General features: G+C 58.6%; 16 protein-coding genes. 11 read left to right on the forward strand and 5 right to left on the reverse strand.

From position 1 onward, the window contains the following. The first annotated feature begins 79 nt into the window (after window positions 1-79). From AB3226_RS08090 to AB3226_RS08105, 4 genes are all read left to right on the forward strand, one after another. Window positions 80-1,969, forward strand: a complete 1,890-nt coding sequence (locus tag AB3226_RS08090; protein WP_367372688.1) for a methyl-accepting chemotaxis protein — start codon at window positions 80-82, stop codon at window positions 1,967-1,969. 222 nt (window positions 1,970-2,191) lie between these two features. Next, window positions 2,192-3,313: a glycosyltransferase family 4 protein gene (locus AB3226_RS08095; protein ID WP_367372689.1), complete on the forward strand. Its 1,122-nt coding sequence runs from the start codon at window positions 2,192-2,194 to the stop codon at window positions 3,311-3,313. Then, a complete protein-coding gene (locus AB3226_RS08100) occupies window positions 3,306-4,082 on the forward strand; it encodes a DUF2334 domain-containing protein (protein ID WP_367372690.1) in 777 nt (258 codons plus the stop codon). The genes AB3226_RS08095 and AB3226_RS08100 overlap by 8 nt, the downstream gene beginning before the upstream one ends. Continuing rightward, on the forward strand, window positions 4,079-5,074 hold the full coding sequence (locus AB3226_RS08105) for a YbhN family protein (RefSeq protein ID WP_367372691.1): 996 nt from the start codon (window positions 4,079-4,081) through the stop codon (window positions 5,072-5,074). The genes AB3226_RS08100 and AB3226_RS08105 overlap by 4 nt, the downstream gene beginning before the upstream one ends. A 123-nt stretch (window positions 5,075-5,197) precedes the next feature. On the opposite strand, the gene AB3226_RS08110 is transcribed toward AB3226_RS08105, so the two are convergent. Further along, a complete protein-coding gene (locus tag AB3226_RS08110; RefSeq protein WP_367372692.1) occupies window positions 5,198-5,374 on the reverse strand; it encodes a hypothetical protein in 177 nt (58 codons plus the stop codon). 62 nt (window positions 5,375-5,436) lie between these two features. Then, window positions 5,437-6,285, reverse strand: a complete 849-nt coding sequence (purU, locus tag AB3226_RS08115; protein WP_007903852.1) for a formyltetrahydrofolate deformylase — start codon at window positions 6,283-6,285, stop codon at window positions 5,437-5,439. A 327-nt stretch (window positions 6,286-6,612) separates the two neighbouring features. Here purU and mvaT point away from each other — a divergent pair, with 327 nt between their 5' ends. Continuing rightward, on the forward strand, window positions 6,613-6,990 hold the full coding sequence (mvaT, locus tag AB3226_RS08120; protein ID WP_007933316.1) for a histone-like nucleoid-structuring protein MvaT: 378 nt from the start codon (window positions 6,613-6,615) through the stop codon (window positions 6,988-6,990). A gap of 98 nt (window positions 6,991-7,088) precedes the next feature. Here mvaT and sbcB read toward each other — a convergent pair whose 3' ends face one another. Next, window positions 7,089-8,519, reverse strand: a complete 1,431-nt coding sequence (gene sbcB, locus AB3226_RS08125) for an exodeoxyribonuclease I (protein ID WP_367372693.1) — start codon at window positions 8,517-8,519, stop codon at window positions 7,089-7,091. 182 nt (window positions 8,520-8,701) lie between these two features. Here sbcB and AB3226_RS08130 point away from each other — a divergent pair, with 182 nt between their 5' ends. The 6 genes from AB3226_RS08130 to AB3226_RS08155 all read left to right on the forward strand — a co-directional run bounded on the left by AB3226_RS08130 (window position 8,702) and on the right by AB3226_RS08155 (window position 15,609). Continuing rightward, complete coding sequence (locus AB3226_RS08130; RefSeq protein WP_367372694.1) at window positions 8,702-9,427, forward strand: RDD family protein; 726 nt, start codon at window positions 8,702-8,704, stop codon at window positions 9,425-9,427. Then, a complete protein-coding gene (locus AB3226_RS08135) occupies window positions 9,424-10,401 on the forward strand; it encodes a stage II sporulation protein M (RefSeq protein WP_367372695.1) in 978 nt (325 codons plus the stop codon). The genes AB3226_RS08130 and AB3226_RS08135 overlap by 4 nt, the downstream gene beginning before the upstream one ends. After that, window positions 10,388-11,932: a DUF4129 domain-containing protein gene (locus AB3226_RS08140; RefSeq protein WP_367372696.1), complete on the forward strand. Its 1,545-nt coding sequence runs from the start codon at window positions 10,388-10,390 to the stop codon at window positions 11,930-11,932. Before AB3226_RS08135 ends, AB3226_RS08140 begins: the two co-directional genes overlap by 14 nt. Further along, a complete protein-coding gene (locus AB3226_RS08145; RefSeq protein WP_367372697.1) occupies window positions 11,929-13,092 on the forward strand; it encodes a DUF4350 domain-containing protein in 1,164 nt (387 codons plus the stop codon). Before AB3226_RS08140 ends, AB3226_RS08145 begins: the two co-directional genes overlap by 4 nt. Beyond that, on the forward strand, window positions 13,089-14,090 hold the full coding sequence (locus AB3226_RS08150) for an AAA family ATPase (RefSeq protein ID WP_367372698.1): 1,002 nt from the start codon (window positions 13,089-13,091) through the stop codon (window positions 14,088-14,090). Before AB3226_RS08145 ends, AB3226_RS08150 begins: the two co-directional genes overlap by 4 nt. Before the next feature lie 187 nt (window positions 14,091-14,277). Further along, complete coding sequence (locus tag AB3226_RS08155; protein WP_367372699.1) at window positions 14,278-15,609, forward strand: DUF58 domain-containing protein; 1,332 nt, start codon at window positions 14,278-14,280, stop codon at window positions 15,607-15,609. A 40-nt stretch (window positions 15,610-15,649) separates the two neighbouring features. Here the strand turns inward: AB3226_RS08155 and AB3226_RS08160 are convergent, their stop codons facing one another. Next, window positions 15,650-19,942: a hypothetical protein gene (locus AB3226_RS08160; RefSeq protein WP_367372700.1), complete on the reverse strand. Its 4,293-nt coding sequence runs from the start codon at window positions 19,940-19,942 to the stop codon at window positions 15,650-15,652. Further along, on the reverse strand, window positions 19,935-24,029 hold the full coding sequence (locus tag AB3226_RS08165; RefSeq protein WP_367372701.1) for a neuraminidase-like domain-containing protein: 4,095 nt from the start codon (window positions 24,027-24,029) through the stop codon (window positions 19,935-19,937). The genes AB3226_RS08160 and AB3226_RS08165 overlap by 8 nt, the downstream gene beginning before the upstream one ends. Window positions 24,030-24,079 lie beyond the last annotated feature (50 nt).

A 24,079-nucleotide genomic window follows, 5' to 3' on the forward strand; every position in this document is an offset into this window, starting at 1 on the left:
TTGATTTCAACACTGCCCGTTTTGCGTGCCGTTATAAAAGCACGCCCTGAATAATAAGACCTTAGCGGAACCCCAAGCCATGAACAAAAATCTGCGCTTCAGTCATAAAATCCTGCTTGCCGCCGCCCTCATCGTTATTGCTGCCTTCGCCTCGTTCACACTGTACAACGACTATTTACAGCGCAATGCCATCCGCGAGGATCTGGACAACTACCTCAATGAGATGGGCGACGTCACCGCCAACAACATTCAGACCTGGCTGACAGGTCGCATCCTGTTGATCGAGGGCCTCGCGCAGAACATTGCCATCAACCCCGAACAATCCAACGTCGCCAACCTGCTTGAACAGAAGGCTCTGGAGTCGACCTTCATGGCCAGGTACCTGGGCGATGCCAGCGGCACTTTCATCAACCGCCCGGACTCCAAGATGCCGGACGGCTACGACCCCAGAGTTCGCCCTTGGTACAAAGGCGCGGTGAACAGCAATGGCTCGACGCTGACCGAACCTTATATAGATGCGGCGACCGGTCAGACCATCATTTCCATCGCCACCGCCTCGAAGAAAGCCGGGCAAAGCGTGGGGGTGGTAGGCGGTGACTTGAGTCTGCAAACCCTGATCGACACCTTGACCGCGCGTGACTTCGGCGGCATGGGCTATGCCTTCCTGGTCAGCGCCGACGGCAAGATCCTGGTCCATCCGGATAAATCCATGGTGATGAAGTCCCTCAACGAGGCTTACCCGAAGAACACCCCACGCATCAGCGGCGGCATCAGTGAAGTCGAGGTCGACGGCAAAACCCGCATCGTCACGTTCACCCCGATCAAAGGCTTGCCGTCGGTGAACTGGTACATCGGCCTGTCGGTGGATAAAGACAAAGCCTTCTCGATGCTCAGCGAATTCCGCACCTCGGCGGTCGTCGCAACCGTGATTGCCGTGGCGATCATCATCGCCCTGCTGGGAATGCTGATCCGCATCCTGATCCAGCCGCTGCACGTCATGACCCGCGCCATGGAAGACATCGCCGACGGAGAAGGCGATCTGACCAAGCGCCTGACCATCCTGAATCAGGACGAATTTGGCATCCTCGGCACGGCGTTCAACCGTTTCGTGGAACGGGTTCATACGTCGATCCGCGAAGTGTCCTCGGCCACCGGTCAAGTCAACGAAGTAGCCCTGCGTGTGGTGGCCGCCTCGAACTCGTCGATGTTCAATTCCGACCAGCAAGCCTCGCGCACCAGCAGCGTTGCCGCGGCAATCAATCAGCTCGGCGCCGCGGCCCAGGAAATCGCCCGCAACGCCGCGCAAGCGTCGAATCAAGCCAGCGACGCGCGCAGCCTGGCCGAAGACGGCCAGCAAGTGGTGGATCGCAGCATTGCCGCGATGAATCAGCTGTCGAGCATGCTCAGCGCCTCAAGCACCAACATCGAATCGCTGAACAGCAAAACCGTGAACATTGGGCAGATTCTCGAAGTGATCACCAGCATCTCCCAGCAAACCAACCTGCTGGCGCTGAACGCGGCCATTGAAGCGGCGCGGGCCGGTGAAGCCGGGCGCGGTTTTGCCGTGGTGGCCGACGAGGTGCGCAACCTGGCGCACCGCACACAAGAGTCGGCGCAACAGGTGCAAACCATGATCGAGGAGCTGCAAATCGGCGCCCGCGAATCCGTCAGCACGATGAGCGACAGCCAGCGCCACAGCCAGGACAGCGTGGAAATCGCCAACCTGGCCGGTGAACGCTTGAACAGCGTGACGTTGCGCATCGGCGAAATCGACGGCATGAACCAATCCGTGGCTACAGCGACCGAGGAACAGACGGCGGTGGTTGAGTCGATCAACGTGGATATCACCGAGATCAACACGTTGAACCAGGAAGGCGTGGAGAATTTGCAGTCGACATTGCGAGCGTGCTCGGACCTTGAACAACAGGCTTCGCGATTGAAGCAGTTGGTGGGTAGTTTCCGTATCTAAGTCGCTCTCACCGGCCTCTTCGCGGGCAAGCCCGCTCCCACAGTGATCTCTGTCGTACACAAAATTTGTGTTCATCGAAGATCATTGTGGGAGCGGAGCTTGCCCGCGATGGCGATCTGTAAAGCCCCGCAAAACCCCGCTGACACCCCTCGCCGCAAAACCCCAACCGAACATCTATCCTTCATATAGGTCAACCAAAGGGAGAACGACGGTCCCGGAGGAATGTTCATCGTGCATATCGCTGACATAACCATGTTCTACGCCCCAGCCAGCGGTGGCGTGCGCACTTATCTGGATGCCAAACACCGCCGCTTGGGCAACAAGCCAGGTATTCGTCACAGCTTGCTGATCCCTGGGGCACATTTAAGTGAACAGGATGGCATTTACACGGTTCCGGCCCCGGCCCTGCCCTTTGGCAAGGGTTATCGCTTCCCCCTCCGTCTCGCGCCGTGGCGCAATGTTCTGCAGGATTTACAGCCCGATCTGATTGAAGTCGGCGACCCCTACCTGACCGCTTGGGCTGCATTGGACGCCAAGCGGCAACTCGATGTGCCGGTGATCGGCTTTTATCATTCGGACCTGCCGCTGCTGGTCAGCAATCGCATGGGCAATTGGGTTACTCCCAATATCGAAGCTTATGTCAGCAAACTTTATGGCAACTTCGACCGGGTTCTGGCGCCGAGTCAAATCATGGCCGATAAACTGATCGGGTTGGGCGTGAAGAACGTTTTCGTACAACCGCTGGGCGTCGATCTGCAAACGTTCAACCCCAGTAAACGGGATCCAGGTTTACGGTCCGAATTGGGCATCGATGAAAACACTCATCTGCTAATCTTCGCCGGCCGTGGATCCAAGGAAAAAAACCTGCCAGTGCTGCTCAAATGCATGAAACGCCTGGGACGTCGCTATCACTTGTTACTGGTGGGCTCGTCGATGCCGACCCTGGTACCGCGCAATGTCACCGTCCTCGATAAGTTCTACCCGGCGGCGCAAGTCGCGCGCTTGATGGCCAGTGCCGATGCGCTGGTGCATGCCGGTGATCAGGAAACCTTTGGCCTGGTGGTCCTCGAAGCCATGGCCAGCGGCATTCCGGTGGTGGCCGTGGCGGCCGGGGCTTTCCAGGAAATTGTCACCGATCAATGCGGCCTGCTGTGCGCGCCGAATAATCCAGCGGCGATGGCCAACGCGGTGCGCGAACTATTCAGTCAGGGCAGCGCCGCGCTGGGCAAACAAGCCCGCAGCCATGTCGAGCAGCATTACGCCTGGGATATAGTGGTCGACAGCCTGTTGGGGCACTATCACGCCGTACTCGGCACTCAATGGCCACTGACCGCCAATGGTTGAGCCCATGAACGCGCCCAGCCTGTTACTGGTATTGCACGACGTTGCGCCGCAAACCTGGCCCGATTACCAAGCCTTCGTCGAAGCCGTCGACGCACTGGGTGAGGTGCCGATCACCTGGCTGGTGGTGCCCGATTTCCACAAGCATAACGACCTGGACGCGTATCCGGCGTTTCGACGTTTGCTGACCCGCCGCGTCGCTCGCGGCGACGAACTGGCACTGCACGGTTACTTCCATTGCGATGAAGGACCAATCCCTATCACTCCCAGAGACTGGTTCATGCGCCGTATCTACACCCATGAAGGTGAGTTCTACGACCTGTCACAGGAAACCGCCCTCACCCGCCTGCGTGCCGGAATCGAGGTGTTCCACCGTTACAACTGGCCACTGCAAGGTTTCGTCGCTCCGGCCTGGTTGATGAGCGAAGGTACCCGCCAAGCCTTGCGCCAGGTACCGCTGCGCTACACCAGCGACTCGCAGCATCTGTATCGTTTGCCGGATTTCACTGCGATCGATGCCCCGTGCCTGGTCTGGAGCGCGCGTAGCGCCTGGCGTCGGGGTCTGTCGAAAATCGTCAGCGATCAGCGTGAACAACGCTGGCGCCAGGCGCCAGTGATTCGTCTCGGCCTGCACCCCGTGGACATGCGCCATGAATTCTCGCGTCACTACTGGCTGCAAACCCTCAAGCGCTTGCTCGACGAGGGTCGTGTTCCGATGACCAAGGCCAACTGGCTGACACAGCAACGTGACCCCATCGGTCGCGTCGCATGAGCCGCGGGATTCTGCTGGTCATCGCCCTGCTCGCTGCGGTGCTGATCCCGTCGTTGCTGGGTGGCGGAGAGACATGGTCGCGGTTGCAAAGCTTTCCGCTGAAATGGTTGCTGATCATGTTCGGCATGATCCTGCTCTGCTGGATGCTCAACACCCAGCGCTTGCGCCTGCTGCTGGGGGATCAGCGAGACAAGGTCAGTCGCTTCAAAAGTCTCGGAGTGGTGATGTCCGCCGAATTCGCCTACTGCGCCACCCCCGGCGGCAGTGGCGGACCGCTGACCATCATGGCGTTGCTGGCACGCCACGGCGTGCGGCCGGCCAGGGGCAGCGCCGTGTTCGCCATGGACCAGTTGAGCGATCTGCTGTTTTTTCTCTGCGCGCTGAGCGCGATTCTGATTTATGCACTGTTCCAGCACCTCAGCCAGCGCATGGAATGGCTGCTGACCGTCAGCGCCATCTCGATGTTCGGCGGCTTGTTCAGTTGCGTATTGGCGGCTCGCTACCACCGCTCGCTGATTCGTCTGGGTGGTCGGTTGCTCGCTCGTCTCAATGTCAAAGGCACCACCCGGATGCGCTGGGCGCGAAAGCTACTGCATTTTCTGGCGGCGTTCACTGACACACTGAAGTTGCCCTTTCAGACGTTGATCACGGTGTTTGTACTGACCTGCCTGCATTGGCTCTTGCGCTATAGCGTGCTGTATCTGGCATTGCGTGGGCTGGGCGTGGACTTGCAGTGGGCCTGGTGCTTTCTGATCCAGATGCTGTCGCTGAGTGCCGGGCAGTTCAGCCTGTTGCCGGGCGGTGCCGGGGCGGCGGAACTGACATCGGCGGCGCTGCTGGCGCCCATGGTCGGAAAATCCACCGCCGCGGCGGCGATTCTGATCTGGCGAACAGTGACCTATTACTTCTATCTGGTGGTCGGTGGCCCGGTGTTTTTGCTGATGCTTGGGCGGCCATTGCTCAAGAAGTTGATGAAGTTCAAGCAGGCTTAAAAGATCGCAGGCTCCACACTGTGGCGAGGGAGCTTGCTCCCGCTGGGCTGCGAAGCGGCCCCCTTATCCCCAAAAAGAGGGGACTGCTTCGCAGTCCAACGGGAGCAAGCTCCCTCGCCACAGTCAGGCACCTCCGACTGCATCGTCAGAGTCGTCCTGCAACTGCTCCCACAACTCAGCAGCACCGGGAAACTCCGTGCCGTCTTCGGCGCTCAGGTCATCCGGGTCATAGCGACTCAAACAGCCCTCACCCAATGTGGCGGGTGCCTTGGAAGTGGCTTTGTCCAGTGGGTCGGCCATGGCTAAGTTCTCTTTTTACCTGGATCGTTCCCACGCTCTGCGTGGGAACGATCCGCAGACCATCAGAACACGACAGTTTTATTGCCATGCACTAACACCCGGTCTTCCAGGTGATAACGCAGACCACGGGCCAGCACCATTTTCTCGACGTCACGGCCGAAACGCACCATGTCTTCAATACTGTCGCTGTGACTCACGCGCACTACGTCTTGCTCGATGATCGGACCAGCGTCCAGCTCTTCGGTTACGTAGTGGCATGTGGCGCCGATCAACTTCACACCGCGCATCGAAGCCTGGTGATACGGCTTGGCGCCGACAAACGACGGCAAGAAGCTGTGATGAATATTGATGACCTTATGGGCATATTCGCTGCACAACTCAGGCGGCAGAATCTGCATGTAACGGGCAAGGACCACCACTTCGGCCTCGTGCTGTTTGACCAGGCGCGAGACTTCGGCGAAGGCCGGCTCCTTGTTCTGTGGGTTGACCGGGACATGGTAGTAAGGAATGCCGTGCCACTCGACCATGCTGCGCAAATCATCATGGTTGGAAATCACGCAGGCGATTTCACAGTCCAGTTCATCGCTGTGCCAGCGGTGCAGCAAGTCGGCCAGGCAGTGGGATTCACGGCTGGCCATCAACACCACGCGTTTCTTCTGCTCGGTGTCGGTGATGCGCCAGTCCATCGAGAACTCTTCGGCAATCGGTGCAAACGCTTCGCGAAAAGCTTCGATGCCGAAAGGCAACGAATCGGCACGAATTTCGTGACGCATGAAGAACCAGCCACTGAGATTATCCGAGTGATGGCTCGCTTCAGTGATCCAGCCGTTATGTGACGCCAGAAAGTTACTGACTTTAGCAACGATGCCGACGCGGTCCGGGCAAGCAATCACCAGCCGAAAAGTGCGCATGAGGGTCAAACTCCAGAACTTCGCAAAGGCGGCCATTCTAGCGATTGCGCAGCAAAACTGCAGTATTGATGACGTATGGCTTTGCCCGCAGGGCCGGTACAGGTTCTGCAAGCACCAGGCTGACCCACGCGATGGTGTTCTTGCGGGCAATCTTCAAGAGGTCAACTGTGAATATTTGTGACGCTATTTAACTGTTCCTCCAATGTGCGTCCTATTCCGCAACTAATTTAAATAAAACTCCGGTTAAATGTTTACTTGATGAAACACCCTGACTATTATTGTCGCACTGTCACCCTGCCATCCAGCGCCCAACATAAGGTAGTCCTCATGTCCTTGATCAACGAATATCGCGCCACCGAAGAAGCTATCAAAGAGCTGCAAGCCCGTTTGAAGAATCTGTCCCAAGACGACAAACTGCAAACCGAGCTGGAATTCGAAGGCAAACTGCGTACCCTGATGGGCGAATACTCCAAATCCCTGCGTGACATCATCGCGCTTTTGGATCCAGAGTCCAAAACCAAGGCACCACGTGGCGGCGCAGTAAAAACTACCGGCACCAAACGTGCTCGCAAAGTTAAACAATACAAAAACCCGCACAACGGCGAAGTCATCGAAACCAAAGGTGGCAACCACAAGACTCTGAAAGAGTGGAAAGCCAAGTGGGGCGGTGACGTGGTTGAAGGCTGGGCTACCCTGCTGGGCTAAGCCGCAAGCGTGTCGCAGCCTGATCGCGACTCAAAAGAACGCCAGCAAATGCTGGCGTTTTTTTATGCCTGGAATTCAAGCGCAGATTATTTTCGTTTTCAAAGACTCAAACGTTTGCGTAATACCTGGACATGATTCTGCCATTCATCCAGAACCTCTCGCTGAAACGATGTAGCACTAATCATCAATTGGGCGGTAGCTGTCAGAAAACTTTCAAGGGTATTGGGTGCGCCCCACTCAGGTGCAGACAAACGTTTCTGACAGAATATTCGCCAGCGCTCTTGCTCTTCGAAACTCAACGTATCGGGGAAGTTGCGTGCGCGATAACGAAACAATAATTCTGGCAAACGCTCATCATCGAAAGGCCACAGTTCTTGTGCTAATTGCGCTGGGTCGGCAGCTCTGACTTGCTCGCATAGACGCCGGTCCCGATCACCAATAAAACCGTCGTATAACTGTTGCTCGGGGTCCAGGCTCGGAGAGAAATCGTCGCTGCTGTAAACCCCCAACACTTTATCTCGCCAAACTTGTTGTGCGTCACTAAGCCGCAGCGCGCGCTCCTGATAAAGCGCCATGTCCAGCTCCAGACGTTGCTGATCTACAGGACGAAGTACCGATAAGGGCGCCACTACCGGGCACTTGTTGATGTGTATGAGCTTGAGCGGCACCGGCAGTTCACCTTCGGCCAAATCATCGCGGCGGGTATAAAGCCGCTGACGCAAGGTTTCGGCATCCAGATCGAGCAACCCCTGAGGGTCCAGGTGCAGGTCACAGACAATCAGCGCGTTGCGATTGCGGGGATGCCAGGCCAACGGCAGCACCACACCCACATAGTTGCGGGCCGCCGAAAAGCGCCCGGAAATATGCACCATCGGCTGCAACAGCCTAATTTGATCCATGACCTTTTGTTTGCCGCGCAATTGAAACAGCCAGTCATACAACTTCGGCTGTTTTTCCCGAATCAGACGCGCCAGGGCGATGGTGGCGCGAACATCCGACAACGCCTCGTGTGCATGCCCGTGATCGATGCCATTGGCCGCGGTCAGACGTTCGAGTTTGAGCGTGACTCGCCCTTCGTCGTCCCTGGGCCAGACGAGGCCATCGGGACGCAAGGCATAAGCCGCCCGCACCACATCGATCAGGTCCCAGCGACTGTTGCCGCCCTGCCACTCCCGTGCGTAGGGGTCGAAAAAGTTTCGATACAGGCTGTAACGGGTCATCTCGTCGTCGAAACGCAACGTGTTGTACCCGGCCCCACAAGTGCCGGGCGCAGCGAGCTGGGCATGCACCCGTGTCATGAAATCGGCTTCGCTCAAACCTTGCTCGGCCAGACGCGCGGGCGTAATACCGGTGATCGCGCAAGCCGCCGGATGAGGCAGGATGTCGTCGCTGGGCTGGCAATAAAGGTTGACCGGTTCGTCTATTTCATTGAGATCGAAGTCGGTGCGAATCCCCGCCACTTGCAGCGGGCGGTCGCAACGGGGGTTGATGCCAGTGGTTTCATAGTCGTACCAGAAGATCGAGGTCACGGGTTGTTCCTGAACTGAAGACCGGCGAAGTCTAGGCGCACATATACCGCCCCGACCAGAATCTTGTCATTCAATCATCTCTGACCACGCACCGTGCAATACATAGTTATGTCGTTTTCCCCCAAGAGGCTGCTAGCATCGAACGGAGATCGAATCCGGACCAGGCCACATCAAGGTTGCCCATGCTCGACACCACAGCACTGCCAGGGAAAGCGACGCTGGCCCGGCCACTGGACACGCGGTATCACGTCGAAACGCCCGAAGGCATCGACTTGCCGCTGCGCCCGGCCGGGTTGATGGTCCGTGCGCTGGCATTCGCCATCGACCTGGGCTTGCGCGGGGTGATGCTGGGCCTGCTGTTTATGGTGTTGGCGTTTCTTGGAAAACTTGGCGCCGGGCTGGGTTCGATTCTGCTGTTCGTGGTGAGCTGGTGGTACATGGTGCTGTTCGAGGTGCTCAATCAGGGCCGCTCGCCGGGCAAGCAATGGATGGGGTTGCGCGTAGTGCATGACGATGGCACGCCGATCGGCTGGTCCGCGTCCTTGCTTCGCAACCTGTTGCGATTCGTCGACATGTTGCCGTTTGGTTACTTTCTCGGGGCGATCAGCTGCCTGCAACATCCCACCTTCAAACGCCTCGGCGACCTGGCTGCCGGTACGCTGGTGATCTACCGCGAACAACCGCTCACCCGCCCCCAACTGCCTGATGTCCCACCGCAGCGCGCAGCCTTCGCGCTGACGCTGACCGAGCAACGCGCCATCCTCGGGTTTGCCGAACGCCAAGGCGAGCTCTCCGAGGCACGGGCCAACGAGCTCGCCGCGATACTCGCGCAACCGTTACGGGTATCTGCGCCACAGGCGAGGGCCGAACTCAACGGCATCGCCCGTGGACTGTTGGGCCCCACATGAAGCAAAACCTGTTCGAAAGTCGCCACAGTACCGAATGGGAGCAGTTTGCACTCATGCTTGAACGGCTGGAACGTGGCAACGACGCCTCTGGAGTCGCCAGTTTCCCCAGCGATTATCGACGGATCTGCCAACACCTGGCCCTGGCTCAGGAGCGCGGCTATAGCAGTTTCCTGATCGACTTATTGCAGCAACAGGTCCTGCGCGGGCATCAACAGCTTTATCGGCATCGCAGTCGACTCGGTGCCAACGTGTTGAGTTTCATCCTTGCCGATTTCCCACGACTGGTGCGTGAGCAGTGGCGTTTCGTCCTTGCCGCCAGCCTGATGTTTTTTGGCAGCCTGATCGGCTTCGCATTGTTGGTGTATCTGTTCCCGGAGCTGGTCTACAACCTGATCCCCGCCGAGCAGGTCAGCGAGATGCAAAGCATGTACGACCCCGTCGCCGGTCATTTGGGACGTTCGGCCGAACGGGCGTCCAGTGAAAACTGGGTGATGTTCGGTTACTACATCATGCACAACATCGGCATCGCCTTTCAGACCTTCGCCAGTGGTTTGCTGTTTGGCCTGGGCAGCACGTTTTTCCTGTTCTTCAACGGGTTGATGATTGGTGGTGTGGCCGGGCACCTGACGCACATCGGCTACGGGCAAACCTTCTGGTCGTTCGTGATCGGCCATGGCGCCTTCGAACTGAGTGCCATTGCCCTGGCTGGCGCAGCAGGCCTGCAACTGGGCTGGGCCTTGATCGCGCCGGGACGTTTACCCCGCGCCGAAGCCCTGCGACTGGCGGCGCGCAAGAGCGTGTTGCTGATTTGCGGGGTCATGCTGTTTCTGCTGATTGCGGCGTTTATCGAAGCCTACTGGTCGTCGCGGACCGGGCTCACGCCGCTGACCAAATACCTGGTCGGTGCGGCGCTCTGGTTGTTGGTGGCGACTTATCTGCTGTTTGCCGGACGGACTCGCCATGCGCCTGAGTGATGCCAGTGTGGTGATCCGCCCGCGCACGACCTGGGAAGCCATGGATCTTGGGGTGCTGCTGAGTCAGCGCCATCGACGCCTGTTGATGACCAGTTGGGCGATCGTGACCTTGCCGATCTTCGCCCTGCTCACCTTGCTGCTGTGGGATTCACCCTCACTCGCCGTGTTCCTGTTCTGGTGGCTCAAACCGGCGTTCGACCGGCTGCCGTTGTACATCCTGTCCAAAGCCATGTTCGGCGAAACCCCCACGCTGAAACAGGCTCTGCGCCAATGGCCGCGTCTGCTCAGGCCGCAATTGCTGGCCAGTCTGACCTGGCGTCGCCTGAGCCTGAGCCGCAGTTTTCTGATGCCGGTGGTGCAACTCGAAGGCCTGGGAGGCGAAGCACGCCAACAACGTTTGCGCGTGTTGCTGCAGCGCAACGCGGGCGCCGCCCAGTGGCTGACGATCATCGGCGTGCATCTGGAAACCGCGCTGTGGATCGGCTTGATGGTGCTGTTCTACATGCTCTTGCCGCAACAGATTGAACTCGACTGGGGTTGGCAGACCTTGATTACCGCCGCCACACAAGACTGGCGCTGGCTGGAGCACCTGACCAATACCTTTTACGTTCTGGTGCTGATTGTCTGGGAACCGATTTATGTGGCCTGCGGTTTCAGCCTTTATCTGAACCGGCGCACGAGGCTGGAAGCCTGGGATATCGAGCTGGTCTTTCGCCGATTGCGCCAACGCTTGACCAGCGCGGTTGTCACGCTGCTGCTGGCCGCGATCCTGCTGGTGCCGACGGCGCAAAGCGTCTGGGCCGCCGAACCGGATATTTCACCGGACTCTGCGCGTCTGCTGGACCAGCCACTGACCAGCCAGGCGTCCCGGGACAGCATCAAGGCCATCCTCGATCAGCCCCCCTTCAAGAATAAGGAAACGGTAACGCGCTATCGCTTTGGCGAAGACAAAACCGCCCCCGACACTGCGGACAATGGTCAAACGCCCGCCTGGCTGAAGGCGTTGTTCAGCTTGCTGGACAGCCAACGCTTTGGCGTATTGGCCAACCTGATCGAAGTGTTGCTGTGGGGCACAGTGATCGGCGCCATTGGGCTGTTGATCTGGCGTTACCGCGATTGGTTGCAGGCGTTCGTCAGCCGTCGGCCGACGTTAAACCGCAAAGTCGCGCGGCCGTTACCGCAACAGGCTTTCGGTTTGGAGCTCAACCGCGAAACCCTGCCCGCCGATATCGCCGCCAGCGCCGAAAGCCTCTGGCAGAGCAATCCCCGTGAAGCCCTGGGGTTGCTCTATCGCGCCCTGCTCAGCCACTTGCTGCATGACTTCAACATGACGCTCAAACCCGCCGACACCGAAGGCGAAGTTCTTCAACGCGTCGAACAACTGCAACAACCGGCCTTGCTGGCCTTCAGTAAAAACCTCACCGGGCACTGGCAAAACATGGCGTACGGGCATCGATTGCCCCCCGCGCATTTGCAACAGGAACTCTGTGATGGCTGGCGCGCGCTGTTCGGCCCGGGAGCGGTCCGTTGAACCGGCGCTTGTGGCTTTCAGTCGGTGCGTTCATCGCCCTGCTAGTGTGTACGCTGAGTGTTTATCTGTACCTGAAAGCCACACCCTATCCAGCAGAAATCGATCACGGCCCATCCCCCGAAGCCCAAGCCAACCCCTATCTGGCGGCCGAGCATTTTCTGCGCAAACAGGGCCTGACCGTCAGCCATGCCAACAGCCTCGACATCTTGCCGACGCTCGAGCCTCATCAGCGCAGTTTGTTGTTGCTCGGTGATCGGTCGAACATGTCGCCGCGACAGGTGAATCAGGTGTTGAACTGGACCCGGGCCGGTGGACGTCTTTTATTCGTCGCCGAAGCCCTGTGGGATGAAAAGACCGGTCAGAGCAATGACCTGCTGCTCGACCGGGTGCAACTGCACCAATCCCTGAGCAAAGACCTCAAGGAACCGCCACCCGATCCTGTCGACGACCCTTACCCCAAACTGACCAAGCTCTATCTGGAAAACGAAGAGGCGCCGGCCTACTTCAGCTTCGATACCGCGTTCCACCTGGATGACCCGAAAAACCTTGCCCAGGCCTGGGCCAACAGCGGCAAGGCCACGCACATGATGCAGCTGAGTCACGGGCAGGGTTCAATCACCGTGGTCACCGACGCCGACCTCTGGAAAACCCCGGCCATCGACCAGTACGACAACGCCTGGCTGCTGTGGTACCTGACGGCCGACACAGACGTGACGCTGCTGTTCAATACCGATCACGACAGCTTGCTGACCTTGCTGTGGCGCTACTTTCCACAAGCCTTGGTGGCCCTGATCGCCTTGATCGTTTTCGGGTTCTGGCATGTTGGCGTGCGCAACGGCCCGTTGCTGGAGCCGGCCACGAGAGCCCGCCGCCAGCTTCAGGATCACCTGCGTGCCAGCGCCGGTTTCATGCTCCGTCACAACGGTCAGCACAGCCTGTTGCAAGCCTTGCAACAAGACATCCTGCGGCGTGTCCGTCACCGTCATCCCGGTTTTGAACAACTCGGCGTTGCCGAACAATGGCTGGTGCTCGCACGCCTGACTGGCCAACCCACACGCGCCATCAGCCAGGCCATGAGCCCGCGACCGAAGCAGCGGCTGCCCAGCGCTGAATTCAGCCGTCAGGTCGCCCACCTGCAAACCTTGAGGAACGCCTTATGAGTGAACAGATCGAGCCCGGCACACAGACCCACGTGGCCCAGCAACGCCAGCGCGCCAGTCAGTTGGCTCAAGCGGTCAGGACGGAATTGCAAAAAGCCGTGATCGGCCAGAATACGGTGATTGACGATGTGCTTACCGCCCTGATCGCCGGCGGCCATGTGCTGCTCGAAGGTGTTCCTGGCTTGGGCAAAACTTTGCTGGTGCGAGCCTTGGCGCGTTGTTTCGGCGGTGAATTCGCGCGCATCCAGTTCACCCCGGACCTGATGCCCAGCGACGTCACCGGGCACGCGGTGTACGACTTGCAAACCGAGCAATTCAAACTGCGCAAAGGTCCGCTGTTTACCAATCTGCTGCTGGCCGACGAGATCAACCGCGCCCCGGCCAAGACTCAGGCGGCATTGCTCGAAGCCATGCAGGAACGCCAGGTCACTCTCGAAGGCCGCGCCCTGCCCATCGCGCAACCGTTCATGGTGCTCGCCACGCAAAACCCCATCGAACAGGAAGGCACTTACCCGCTGCCGGAGGCCGAACTCGACCGCTTCATGCTCAAGGTGCGCATGGACTACCCCGATGCCGAGCAGGAATTGAACATGGTGCGCCAGGTCAGCCGCTCGACCCGGGCCGACATGCTCGATGTGCAACCGTTGCGCACCGTGTTACAAGCCAAGGACGTACTGGCCTTGCAGCGCATTGCCAGCGATCTGCCGCTGGACGATCAAGTGCTTGATTACGCCATACGTCTGGCCCGCACCACCCGCACCTGGCCCGGCTTGATCCTCGGCGCCGGCCCTCGGGCGTCCATCGCACTGGTGCGCTGCGCCCGGGCCCGTGCCTTGCTGCGCGGCGGCGAGTTCGTGATGCCGGATGACATCAAAGGCTGCGCCCTGGCGGTGTTGCGTCATCGCGTGCGGATCGCGCCGGAGCTGGACATCGAAGGGCTGGATGTCGATCAGGTGCTCAAGCAATTGCTCGATCAAGTACCGGCACCGCGCCTGTGAACACGGTCATACAGACCACCCCTGTGGCGAGGGAGCTTGCTCCCGCTGGGTTGCGAAGCAGCCCCAAGACCAGGCGACGCGCAATGTCAGGCAAACCGCAACCACCTGTTTTACGACTGCTGCGCAGTCGAGCGGGAGCAAGCTCCCTCGCCACAAAAAGCTCTTTTGCCACAAAAGGTATGCGCCGATGAAACCCACGCGCCTATTGCTGATCTGGCTAGCAATGCTGTTGGCCATCGGCATCGTGCTGGGCACTTTGCGGGCACTGGACATCCCGATTCCATCGAGCCTTTTATCGATCAACTGGGGATTACTGTTAGCGCTGCTGGCCTTGGCGATATTCGACGCCCTTCGCCTCAAACGCCTGCCCTCACCGCGCCTGCGCCGACACATGCCCGGCAGCCTGGCGTTGGGTCGGTGGAGTGAAGTGCGGCTGGACGTTGAACATGCGTTCGCTCAACCGCTGAACGTGCAGCTTTTCGACCATGTGCCACCGGGACTGAGTTTCGAAAACCTGCCCCTGTCCGTCGAACTGCAACCCGGTCTGCAGAGCCAGATTGGCTATCGGCTGCGCCCGCTCAAACGCGGCCACTTCAGCTTCGAACACTGCGAAATCAACTTGCCGAGCCCGTTGGGCTTGTGGTCCGACAAACGCCTGCTGAACGTGATCGACAGCACCCGCGTCTACCCTGACTTCGCTCGCCTCTACGGCGGCCAGTTGCTGGCGGTGGACAACTGGATCAGCCAGCTCGGCGTGCGCCAGCGGCAACGTCGCGGGTTGGGTCTGGAGTTTCATCAACTGCGCGAATTTCGTGAAGGCGACAGCCTGCGCCAGATCGACTGGAAAGCCACCGCCCGTCAACGCACACCCATTGCCCGTGAGTATCAAGACGAGCGTGACCAGCAGATCATCTTCATGCTCGACTGCGGTCGACGCATGCGCAGCCAGGACGGCGATCTCGCGCATTTCGATCACGCACTCAATGCCTGCCTGTTGCTCAGCTACATCGCCCTGCGCCAGGGCGATGCGGTCGGCCTGAGTACTTTCGCCAGCGACCGTGCGCACTACCTGGCCCCGGTCAAAGGCACTGGCCAACTGAACGTATTGCTCAACAGCGTCTACGACCTGGACAGTACCCAACGCCCCGCCGATTACCAGGCGGCCGCCACTCAGTTGCTGGCCCGACAGAAACGCCGGGCGCTGGTGGTGCTGGTCACCAACCTGCGCGATGAAGACGATGAAGAACTGCTGACCGCCGTGAAACGCCTGAGCAAGCAACATCGGGTATTGGTAGCGAGTTTGCGCGAAGACTTGCTCGATAATCTGCGGCATGCGCCGGTGCAAACCTTGCCGGAGGCGTTGTCGTATTGCGGGACGGTGGATTATTTGAATGCCCGGGCGGAGCTCCATGAGCGGTTGGGTGCTCATGGCGTTCCGTTGCTGGAAGCCCGGCCCCAAGAATTGGGGGCCGAGTTGGTGACGCGGTATCTATGCTGGAAAAGGGCCGGCGTAATTTAACGATCTCTCTCTTCGCAGTCGGCCGTCGAATCATTCATTTTTAGATTCGAAACCTTACTTCATATAGGTAGTTAGTCGCACCTATCAAAATCCCGGGAAAAAGAGTGCCAAAAGTCTGCGAGACATGAATTTTGGCAATGCCGTCAGTCCCTGTAATCGTAGGTTCAAGTACCAAGTCATCAACACGCCAGAAGACTGTTTTCCCGACAATTGGTGTCATGTGACCATCTGTAATGAATGCCTCGAAAAATCCATTCCCTAGCCTGCCAACGCGCTTAATTAGCGGTGCATCCAGGCCGACCACTTCAACGCCAATAGATTTCGACTGTGGGTAATCAGCCAGGGAAGCAGTGAGAGGAAAGACACCAATTGCACTCGATTTAATGGTTCCTTGGGATTTCCCCGTCAAGTAAGTGATAGTAGAAGGCACCGTTGCCCCCTGGAAAGTCCAATCAATCGTGAGTCCGGGCCAACCTTTTCCATCATTCGATGCAACCACTAATACCTCAGCGTAAATAAAACGATCTAAATGAACTACATAATTTGCGTCTAATTTTTCAATTACCGGCACAACATCTTCCACCGTAAACACCACCAACGCAGCATCCCAGCCTCCCAGGCCGCCACGCACCGCAGCCGTTAACACCTTTTCACCTGGTGTCTCAAACCTGATAGCAACCGTCGCCCGCCCCTCTACATCAGTCAGAGCCGGCGTGAGCCAAACACTATCGAACTCCCACATAACCTCAACATTATTGAGCGGCAGACCACTGATACTCGACACAATGGTGGCCTGAGCTTCGAACATGTCTCCCGGATAAGTACCTGGACGGATAATGATAAATTGGCTGATTTCACGTGGATCATTTACCTCGAACGGCAACGAAATCATCTGCGCGTAGATTCCATCCCCCACTGTTGCCGTCAGCTCAGCCGTACCTGGCGTAGTTGGAACAAAACGCACTTTCGCCACCCCATAGAAATCCGTCACCGAGGTCACAAACCCTAGGTCCGGATTGCGCCAGGTCACCGCCCACCCCACCATCGGCCTGCCACTGGTGACCGACACTACGGTGACTTGCCCAAAAAATTCCTGCCCCCAATCCAGCGTCTGATCCACGCGGCTGTTTCCGGCGATTTTCACCACCTGCGCGCCTTCACCCAACGACATCGCATTCGCCGGCGAAAGACTCGCCAGTCGCTCTGACGACAACCTCAACGCAAAACTCGCGTCCTTCAGATCGCCCACCTTGAACGCGTACTGCAAGTTCACCACGTCGTAAAACGTGCGTGACACCCCCAAGGCCTCCGGCACAAACCTGATACCCAGTTCGCCAGGCCCGGTCCCCGTCATGCCGAGCGTCAATTCACGATCAAACAACGGGCTGTTCTCGACAGCGAACAGCTCAAGCATGTGTTTGCCCTTGCGACGCGGAAAGTAGGTCTTTTCGCCCCAGGCGTGAGCCGGTCCGCCGTCAAACTTGACCAACAGCCCGGTCCACGGATCGCTCGCCAGTGTCGTAAAGTCCATGGAGCGCTTGTCTTCAAAACCGTCGTACGGACTGAACAGCGACGCCTGAACCTGATGTGTTCCAGCGCTTGTCGAAGCAAAATCCAAACCGCACCAGCCATCAGCGTCGGCTGGCAACTCTCTTGGCCCCTGCGGCGTCGTCCACGTCACGAGTGCCTTATCCACAGCCTGCCCGGTGAAGTGAGAGAACACCTGAACCCACGACCATGCAGGCTCCTGCCCCATCACAGGGTCCACCGGCGATTCACGCCACGCCTCGATCCTGATTTTGTTGTGCGCCAGCAGCATCGGCTTGGCGCTGGCAACGAAGTTCAACTGAGGCAGTGCCAGGGCCAGCGCAAAATCGCCCGGTGTCTGACTGGCGGTGAAGTCCAGCGTCCAGGTCGCGCCCCCATCGCTCAGGTTTTGCGGGAGGTTCAGGGGCGGTTGAACGGTTGCGCCCAACTGATCGGCCGGCGTCCCCGACCATGCCAGCGATGACTCCAACCCCACCAACGGGCTCAGTGCATGGGTCAACACGTTAAAGCGGTGAAGGGCCCCCAGACACGGATAGAACGCCTGACTGTCCAGCGCCGCCTGTATCTGATCCAGCATCAGGCTCACTTCTTCCATCAGGTCCACGGACATCAAGCGCCCGGACAGCTCCCGAACGGTTGAAACGCCTTCAAGGCGAAGCTCCAGCTCAAACAGACTGCTGACGCTGCCATTCGCTTGTGAGACCAGTTTCCATTGCACACCGGCTGCCACGAGAGGCTTGAGCACACCAAGATCGCCGGGCACCAGTCCGATATCCGGTGCGGCGCCTCGCCAATGCACACTGATGTTTTTGCCAACCCACGCACTGCCGGAAGCCGGCACAACCTTCAAGGTATGTGTCTGTCCACGCCGGCAGACCACGCCGAGGGTATTGCGCTCGACTTCCACGTCATCCAGCAGGAACTTGACTTCAGTCTTCCAGGGGCTGGTCGCAATTGCCTTCACATCGAAAGGCTGTTCAACAGCAACGGCCTCCGCATGGGCCTTGATGCTGGCCTTGACAACCTGATCCCCGGCGACTTTCGGCGCATACAGCACGCTGGCCCAGCCACCGGCACCGGATCGGGTCGAAATCGTGCCATCAGGGGTTATCCAGTCGACCCACGCATTGTTCACCGGATCACCGTCGCCACTGACCATCACATGCACCACCTGCACCCGCAACAGCACGCTTTCGTTTTCATCCAGCACCGGATACTTGTTGGCCTCGCGCACCTCACCGACCTTGACCAGATTGCGCGCCAGCGACATGCGTTTTTTCGGTGACGGCGACAACAGCTTCGAGCAGGCCAGCGCCAGATCAAACTGACCGTCAAGACGATCCTCGCTCCTCAGGGTCCAGACCATGTCGACACCGATGACCGGCACCGAATCTCCAAGCGCCGGGCTGACAACAACCCCCAGTTGCTCATGGGAATCGCCGCTCCAGCGCAACGACAGTTCCGTGCCCAACAACGGACTGTTTGCAGGCAGTTTCAACGTCAGGGGATAATCCGAGCCCCGGTTGGGATAGCCGGTTTTTTCCTCCCAGCGCTTCTCATCGCCCTCGACGACCGCCAATACGTCCTTCCACGGATCCGTCGCCAATACCCGAACGTCCAACGCCTGAGTGACCACGCCAACGGTGTAATAGGGGCTATCGACAGAGGCCTGAATGACAACGTTACCCGCTGCCACCGGCTCAAAATCGAAGTAAGCCCAGCCTCGGTCGTTCGTGACACCAGCGCCTTTCACCCCTTGGCCTGCAATTGTCCAGGTCACCGTTCGCCCGGCGAGGGGCTGGCCGGTGTAATACGACGCCACTTGAACCCCCAGACACACACCCTGCCCGTATTCAAGCACCGGGTAATACGCCGCCTCGTGCACGTCGCTGAACACCAGCCGATGATGCCCCAGCGACGCTGTCACCGGATAAGGCTCGGCGGTGTATTGGTTAAGCAGGTTCATCAAGAAGAGGTAGGGCTCCTCATCACCGATCCACGGGCAATCGAGCTGCCATAGATCCTCAAGCGGATGATCCTCGCCCCAGGCAGGCGTCGCGACAATCGCACCCTGCGGGTTGTCGTCGCTGGTCAACGCAGCTTGGGTGCCTAGCCAGGCGTTGTCCGGCGCGAGCATGAATTTCAGCCGGTGAGCTCCACTCACGGAACTCGCGGTGGCTCCCAGGCACAGGTACAAAGGCTTGGACGGCGGCACCAGTTCCTCGTCAAGCATCAGCGTTTGCATCACCGCTGGCTCCAGATGCAATTGAAGATTGATACGAGTGATGCAGATGCCCGAGATGAGGTCATTGGGGGCATTGGCCGGGCTGGACACGTCGACTGTGAGCATGTCCCCCGCACTGAATGGTAGCGCCAGTTCGACTTCGTACTTGATCGGCTTGAACTCCAGCGGCTGACCGCTCCTCAGCCGCGCCTGATCCTCCTCCACATCCCGTGATGCCCCCGGCGGCAACAGGATTTCCAATGTCTCTTGCTGCCCATCGATGCTGATCTTCAGCATGCCCGCTTCGGTATGCCGCGTCTCACACCAGAAACTGAGGACATAGCGCGCTTGCTCAATGGGATCCTTTGGGACCTCCAACGACTGACTGACCGAAGACTTGTTTCCAGACTTCAAAAACAGAATCAGTTCACCTTCATGGAATTCACTCACTCTACTCAACCAGCCTGGATTTATCGGACCTTTCGTCCAATCGGAAAACCCCTGCTTGAAATCGCCATTGCGCACCAGACTTTCACTGGCCAGGATGATCGGTTCATTCATGACGGACGGCTCCTTCGACGGTTGGGTTTTTCTCCGCGTTTTCGGCTTGGGTCACCAGGTCTTCGACGGTTCGCGCGAAGGTCGGCTTGCCAGCTTTGGCCGTGAAACGGATCCGCAGAATGACATCCGTCAACGAGAGCAGCATGGCGTGCTGCGACTCTTTTGTCGGCCGTGGAAAACTCAACGTCCAGCGCGACACTGCCCCGGTGTTTTCGAAGGGGTTGAGCAACCCTTCATCAGGTTTCATGGCCGTCATGCCGTTATCGGCAATCCCTGTCGACAAGACAATTTGTTGACCGCTGCGCAGGTTGACCTGCACGTCGGCGGGGCCTGTGGCATTGTCCGAGTTGTGCAAATACCTCACAGACTGACTCGATGCCTGGGTCGCGATCATGCTGCTGATCTGCAACAAGCTTGCTCGTGCATTTTCGTAATAGCTGGTCAGCACCGGCAGATCGACCTCGATCGAGCTGATTTGTCGGCAGTAATGCCCCGGATGATCGCGATCGAACAGCAGCTGGGTAAGTTTGAATTCCAGTGTCCCCTGGTCCTGCAACTGCTGCAGCGCAGACGTCCAATTGTCGATCCCCACTTGCGGTTCGACCTTGTCGTCAAACAGTTGCCGCAAGGATACGGTTTTGACCAATTCCAGCCGACGCTCATGGCGTTGCAGGTATTCACGCTCCATGCGCAACAAATGTCCGCGCAGGTGTTCGCCTGCGGTCAAGCCGTGACGGTTATCCAGCCAGACCTGGGGCAAGGGGAGATTCGCGTCGTAATCACCGGTTTCCGCGTTCAACGAGGCCTGGGCATTGAGGCACAAACTGACGACCGCATCGTACGCCTGATAGTGCAGAGCCTTGAACTGGCCCAGCAACCAGCCGAACAGTTCGGCATTGGTCGCACGCTTCTTGAGGAAGTTGTAAACCGTCAGCGCCTGACTGTTGGCCGTGAGGGTCTGCTGCAGACTGGTTTTGGCCGCCTCGACGGCATGCTTCTGGGCCGCGATCTGTTCATCGATCGCCCGGATCTCCGCTGCCGCTTGATTGCGCTGCAGCGCCCATTCGTTACGGCGCCGGCGGTAAGCTTCGGTGATGGCTTGCTTGTCCGCATCCAGTTGCTTGACCGCCGAGGCGATGTCCAATCCGAAGCACACTGCATTGATGAGTTCGTCGGGGCGAAATCCACCATTGGCCAAACCGAACACATTGGGCAGAGCTGCCAGCGCCCCGGCTGCCGGCTTGATGCTTGAGGACACCAGTGACAGTTTTTTTGACTCCTGCAGACTTTCCATGACCTCGTATTCAACTGCCGACACATTTTCGTCATAGAGTGCCCCGTAGGACTCGGCCCGTTCCGCCGCCACGGCCCGGCTTTGCTCCAGCGCGACCACATTCGCCTTTAACTGGTCGATGGCATATTCCTGCACGGTCTGGGCATAGGTGCCCAGTTTCACCAGATGGTCTTGCTGCATTTCTTCCTGCTCGATCCGATCCCGCTGCTCAAGCAAGCGCAGCACCTGGGTGCCGTATTCCTGCAGGGTTTGCACCGCACGCAACGCCGCCTCGAACGTCACGCGCCAACGGAAAGCACCGACCACCAGCCGCCCGCCCATGGGTCTCGGCGCGCCAACGCCCCCGGCCGCCAGGTCTCGCAACAATTGATTGGGATCGGTGGGAGGGCTGAAAAGCGGGATCTCCATCGTCATGCCATCAAGTGTGAGGTGATTGCGCAGGTTATGCAGGCGTTGGCCGGGCAAGTCGTACAGCGCAAGCAACTGGTCATTGATCGGGAGTTTGAAAGGATTGTTCGCCAGCAACCCGAGCTCGGGCGGTTCGTCGGCGCCGGCAGGAAAGTCCGCCAGGTTGAACACGAGGGCTTGTTCAAACTGCTCAAGCGCCGGCCGCGACAGGCTCTTGCCCAAAAGGCCATCCACTGTGTCGGTTTCCCAACGGTTCACTGTCCGCACGGTGGGGGCCTTACCCATGAAGAACTCGGCCTGGACGTAACACAACTTGGCCGCCACCAGGCTGTCACGGGTGAGCTGGCGGTAATACCAGTCGCCCCAGGCGACCAGGTTCTTGACGTATTCAGTAAACACCAGGATCTGGAAATGGTAGGGCGCGGAATAGCCGATGGCGTCCGGATCGGTCGGTGCGCGGGTTTCAAAGCCTACATTGCCTTTGACGACGTCCAATGGCCGGCAGCGCCAGTAACGCGGTTTGGGATCTACCGGTTTTGTAATGTCCGCCGGTGCTTGTGGATCAAACAGGTAATGCAGCCATTTTTGCGCCTCCAGAAAACGGTCCTCTGTGCGCAGACGCGTCGAGACCAGATGCGGCAAATGAAAAAACAGCTCCCAGAAAAACAAGCCATTGGCGCCGTTGAATGCACCGTTCGGCTCGCTGATCATTGCAGAACCGGGGGGCGGTTCCGATAGAAACTGGGTGTCCCAATCCAGTACGGCATCCACGGAAATATTGGAGCGTTGCACCAGTTCGGGACCGAACAGCGAATTCAGACGGGTGAATCTAAGCGTCCAGCTTGGCTGGTTGAAAGCAATAAACTGCGCCGCATTGGAAGTGTTTTTGAGCAATGCCGCCGGGTTGAAGTCCGTTACGTTGGCAATCGTCAATGCAAATTCTTTGAGTCCATATCCATCCGTGGTAGTGCCAAAAGTAAAGATCGGCGTCCCCCACGTACCTTTCGTCCGTTTGAAGACTTGCCATTCGGTGCCCCTGCCACCGGCAAGTGGCAGGGAGGTTTTGATCGGTCCCGGGTCGCCGTCGGCAGGGCTTTTCAACGCCAATTCCAATTCAACGTTACTGGTACTGGTATTACCCGTGGGTCTCAAAAGTCCCTGGACAATCAGCACGTCGTCGTTATCGACGCGAAACGCCACGGCCTGCACATCCAGGTAAGGCTCCAGGGTCCCCTGTGTGGACACATTGGCGACGAGGGTCGGCTGGTTCAGCAACGGATGCTGCACCGTTTCGGCGGCGACAAAGCGTTTGTCCGCGGCGTACTCCAGCCAACCGCCATCGTCTTCGGGCAAGGGACGGAAAAGCACATCGCGTACCGCTGTCACATTCAGACCGGGCTCACTCCCGTCCCCTTTGCGGTTCGTCAACAACACCCCCAACTTGCCCTTGGGGTTGTGATGATCAGCCCACACGGTCGCAATCAGTCGAACGTCTTTGTCCTTGGAGTGATCTGTCGCCTGCGCGGAACTGTGCATGCTCAACGGTGCCGACCACTGGCCGTTTTGACTCATGAACGCCAGATTGATGTCCAGCCAGTGCGGAATGCTCTGGCCATCCGATCCCTCAACCTTGTCCCGCCACTCGGCCCACACCAGGCACAATCGCCCGCTCCAGAACACCGGGCGAATGTCCAACACTTTGGCTCCGGCCGGAATATCCACCGCCTGCCATTCATTCCACACCGCGGGATTGAGGGCGACATCGGTTGGCGAGAGTTCCACCTCCGCCTTGCGCCAGAAATACTGGTAAGGCGGCACCCGCTGGCGACCGACAAAGTAATAATCGGCACGTGCCGGCGAGGCACCGTCCATGTAGCTGCTGATCACATCCAGGTTGCAGGTCTGCTCGAACGTTTTCAGGTAGTCCTGCAGGGCTGCCTGTACCGAATCGCTGTTCAGGCGGGTCTGATTGAGGTTGTTTTCAAGGGTTTTGAACAGACTGGTCTTGCGCTGTCGCACAAAGGGGGTCATGAAATTTTCCGGGTAGATCGCGATCAGTTGCCGCGCGGCCCAATCCGGGTAATTGCTGTAAAGCTCCCAAGTCGCCAAATCTCTTTTATCGAACTCGATCGTCGTATAGCCTGGCTCCAGCTTGCGGTACGCGGCATGGATAAACTGCTGGGCGCAGCTCGTCGCTTCGGCTACCCAGGAACTCTGAACCGGGTAGTTGTCCAGGGGATCCATGCGCAGCAGTTCGAACAGGTCTGCCGGGGTTTTCAGGAAGTTGTACTTTGGCGATTCGCCGGCCCCGAACTTCCCGATGCAGAACTCGACCAGCGCATTACGGCGCTTTTCGAGCAGGCCAGCCATATTGTTCAGTGCCATAGTCCTTTCTCCTGAGGGTGTGAGCCGGGAACGCAGGTCCAGTCAGCGAT

The sequence above is a fragment of the Pseudomonas lini genome (assembly GCF_964063345.1).
GTDB lineage: Bacteria > Pseudomonadota > Gammaproteobacteria > Pseudomonadales > Pseudomonadaceae > Aquipseudomonas > Aquipseudomonas lini_B.

Bases quoted from the DNA above. Each gene is read 5' to 3' on its own strand.
- mvaT (WP_007933316.1), top strand. From the start codon at position 6,613: ATGTCCTTGATCAACGAATATCGCGCCACCGAAGAAGCTATCAAAGAG.
- AB3226_RS08140 (WP_367372696.1), top strand. From the start codon at position 10,388: ATGCGCCTGAGTGATGCCAGTGTGGTGATCCGCCCGCGCACGACCTGG.
- purU (WP_007903852.1), bottom strand. From the start codon at position 6,285: ATGCGCACTTTTCGGCTGGTGATTGCTTGCCCGGACCGCGTCGGCATC.
- AB3226_RS08165 (WP_367372701.1), bottom strand. From the start codon at position 24,029: ATGGCACTGAACAATATGGCTGGCCTGCTCGAAAAGCGCCGTAATGCG.
- AB3226_RS08160 (WP_367372700.1), bottom strand. From the start codon at position 19,942: ATGAATGAACCGATCATCCTGGCCAGTGAAAGTCTGGTGCGCAATGGC.
- AB3226_RS08100 (WP_367372690.1), top strand. From the start codon at position 3,306: ATGGTTGAGCCCATGAACGCGCCCAGCCTGTTACTGGTATTGCACGAC.
- AB3226_RS08155 (WP_367372699.1), top strand. From the start codon at position 14,278: ATGAAACCCACGCGCCTATTGCTGATCTGGCTAGCAATGCTGTTGGCC.
- AB3226_RS08130 (WP_367372694.1), top strand. From the start codon at position 8,702: ATGCTCGACACCACAGCACTGCCAGGGAAAGCGACGCTGGCCCGGCCA.
- AB3226_RS08095 (WP_367372689.1), top strand. From the start codon at position 2,192: ATGTTCATCGTGCATATCGCTGACATAACCATGTTCTACGCCCCAGCC.
- AB3226_RS08090 (WP_367372688.1), top strand. From the start codon at position 80: ATGAACAAAAATCTGCGCTTCAGTCATAAAATCCTGCTTGCCGCCGCC.
- AB3226_RS08150 (WP_367372698.1), top strand. From the start codon at position 13,089: ATGAGTGAACAGATCGAGCCCGGCACACAGACCCACGTGGCCCAGCAA.
- AB3226_RS08105 (WP_367372691.1), top strand. From the start codon at position 4,079: ATGAGCCGCGGGATTCTGCTGGTCATCGCCCTGCTCGCTGCGGTGCTG.
- AB3226_RS08135 (WP_367372695.1), top strand. From the start codon at position 9,424: ATGAAGCAAAACCTGTTCGAAAGTCGCCACAGTACCGAATGGGAGCAG.
- AB3226_RS08110 (WP_367372692.1), bottom strand. From the start codon at position 5,374: ATGGCCGACCCACTGGACAAAGCCACTTCCAAGGCACCCGCCACATTG.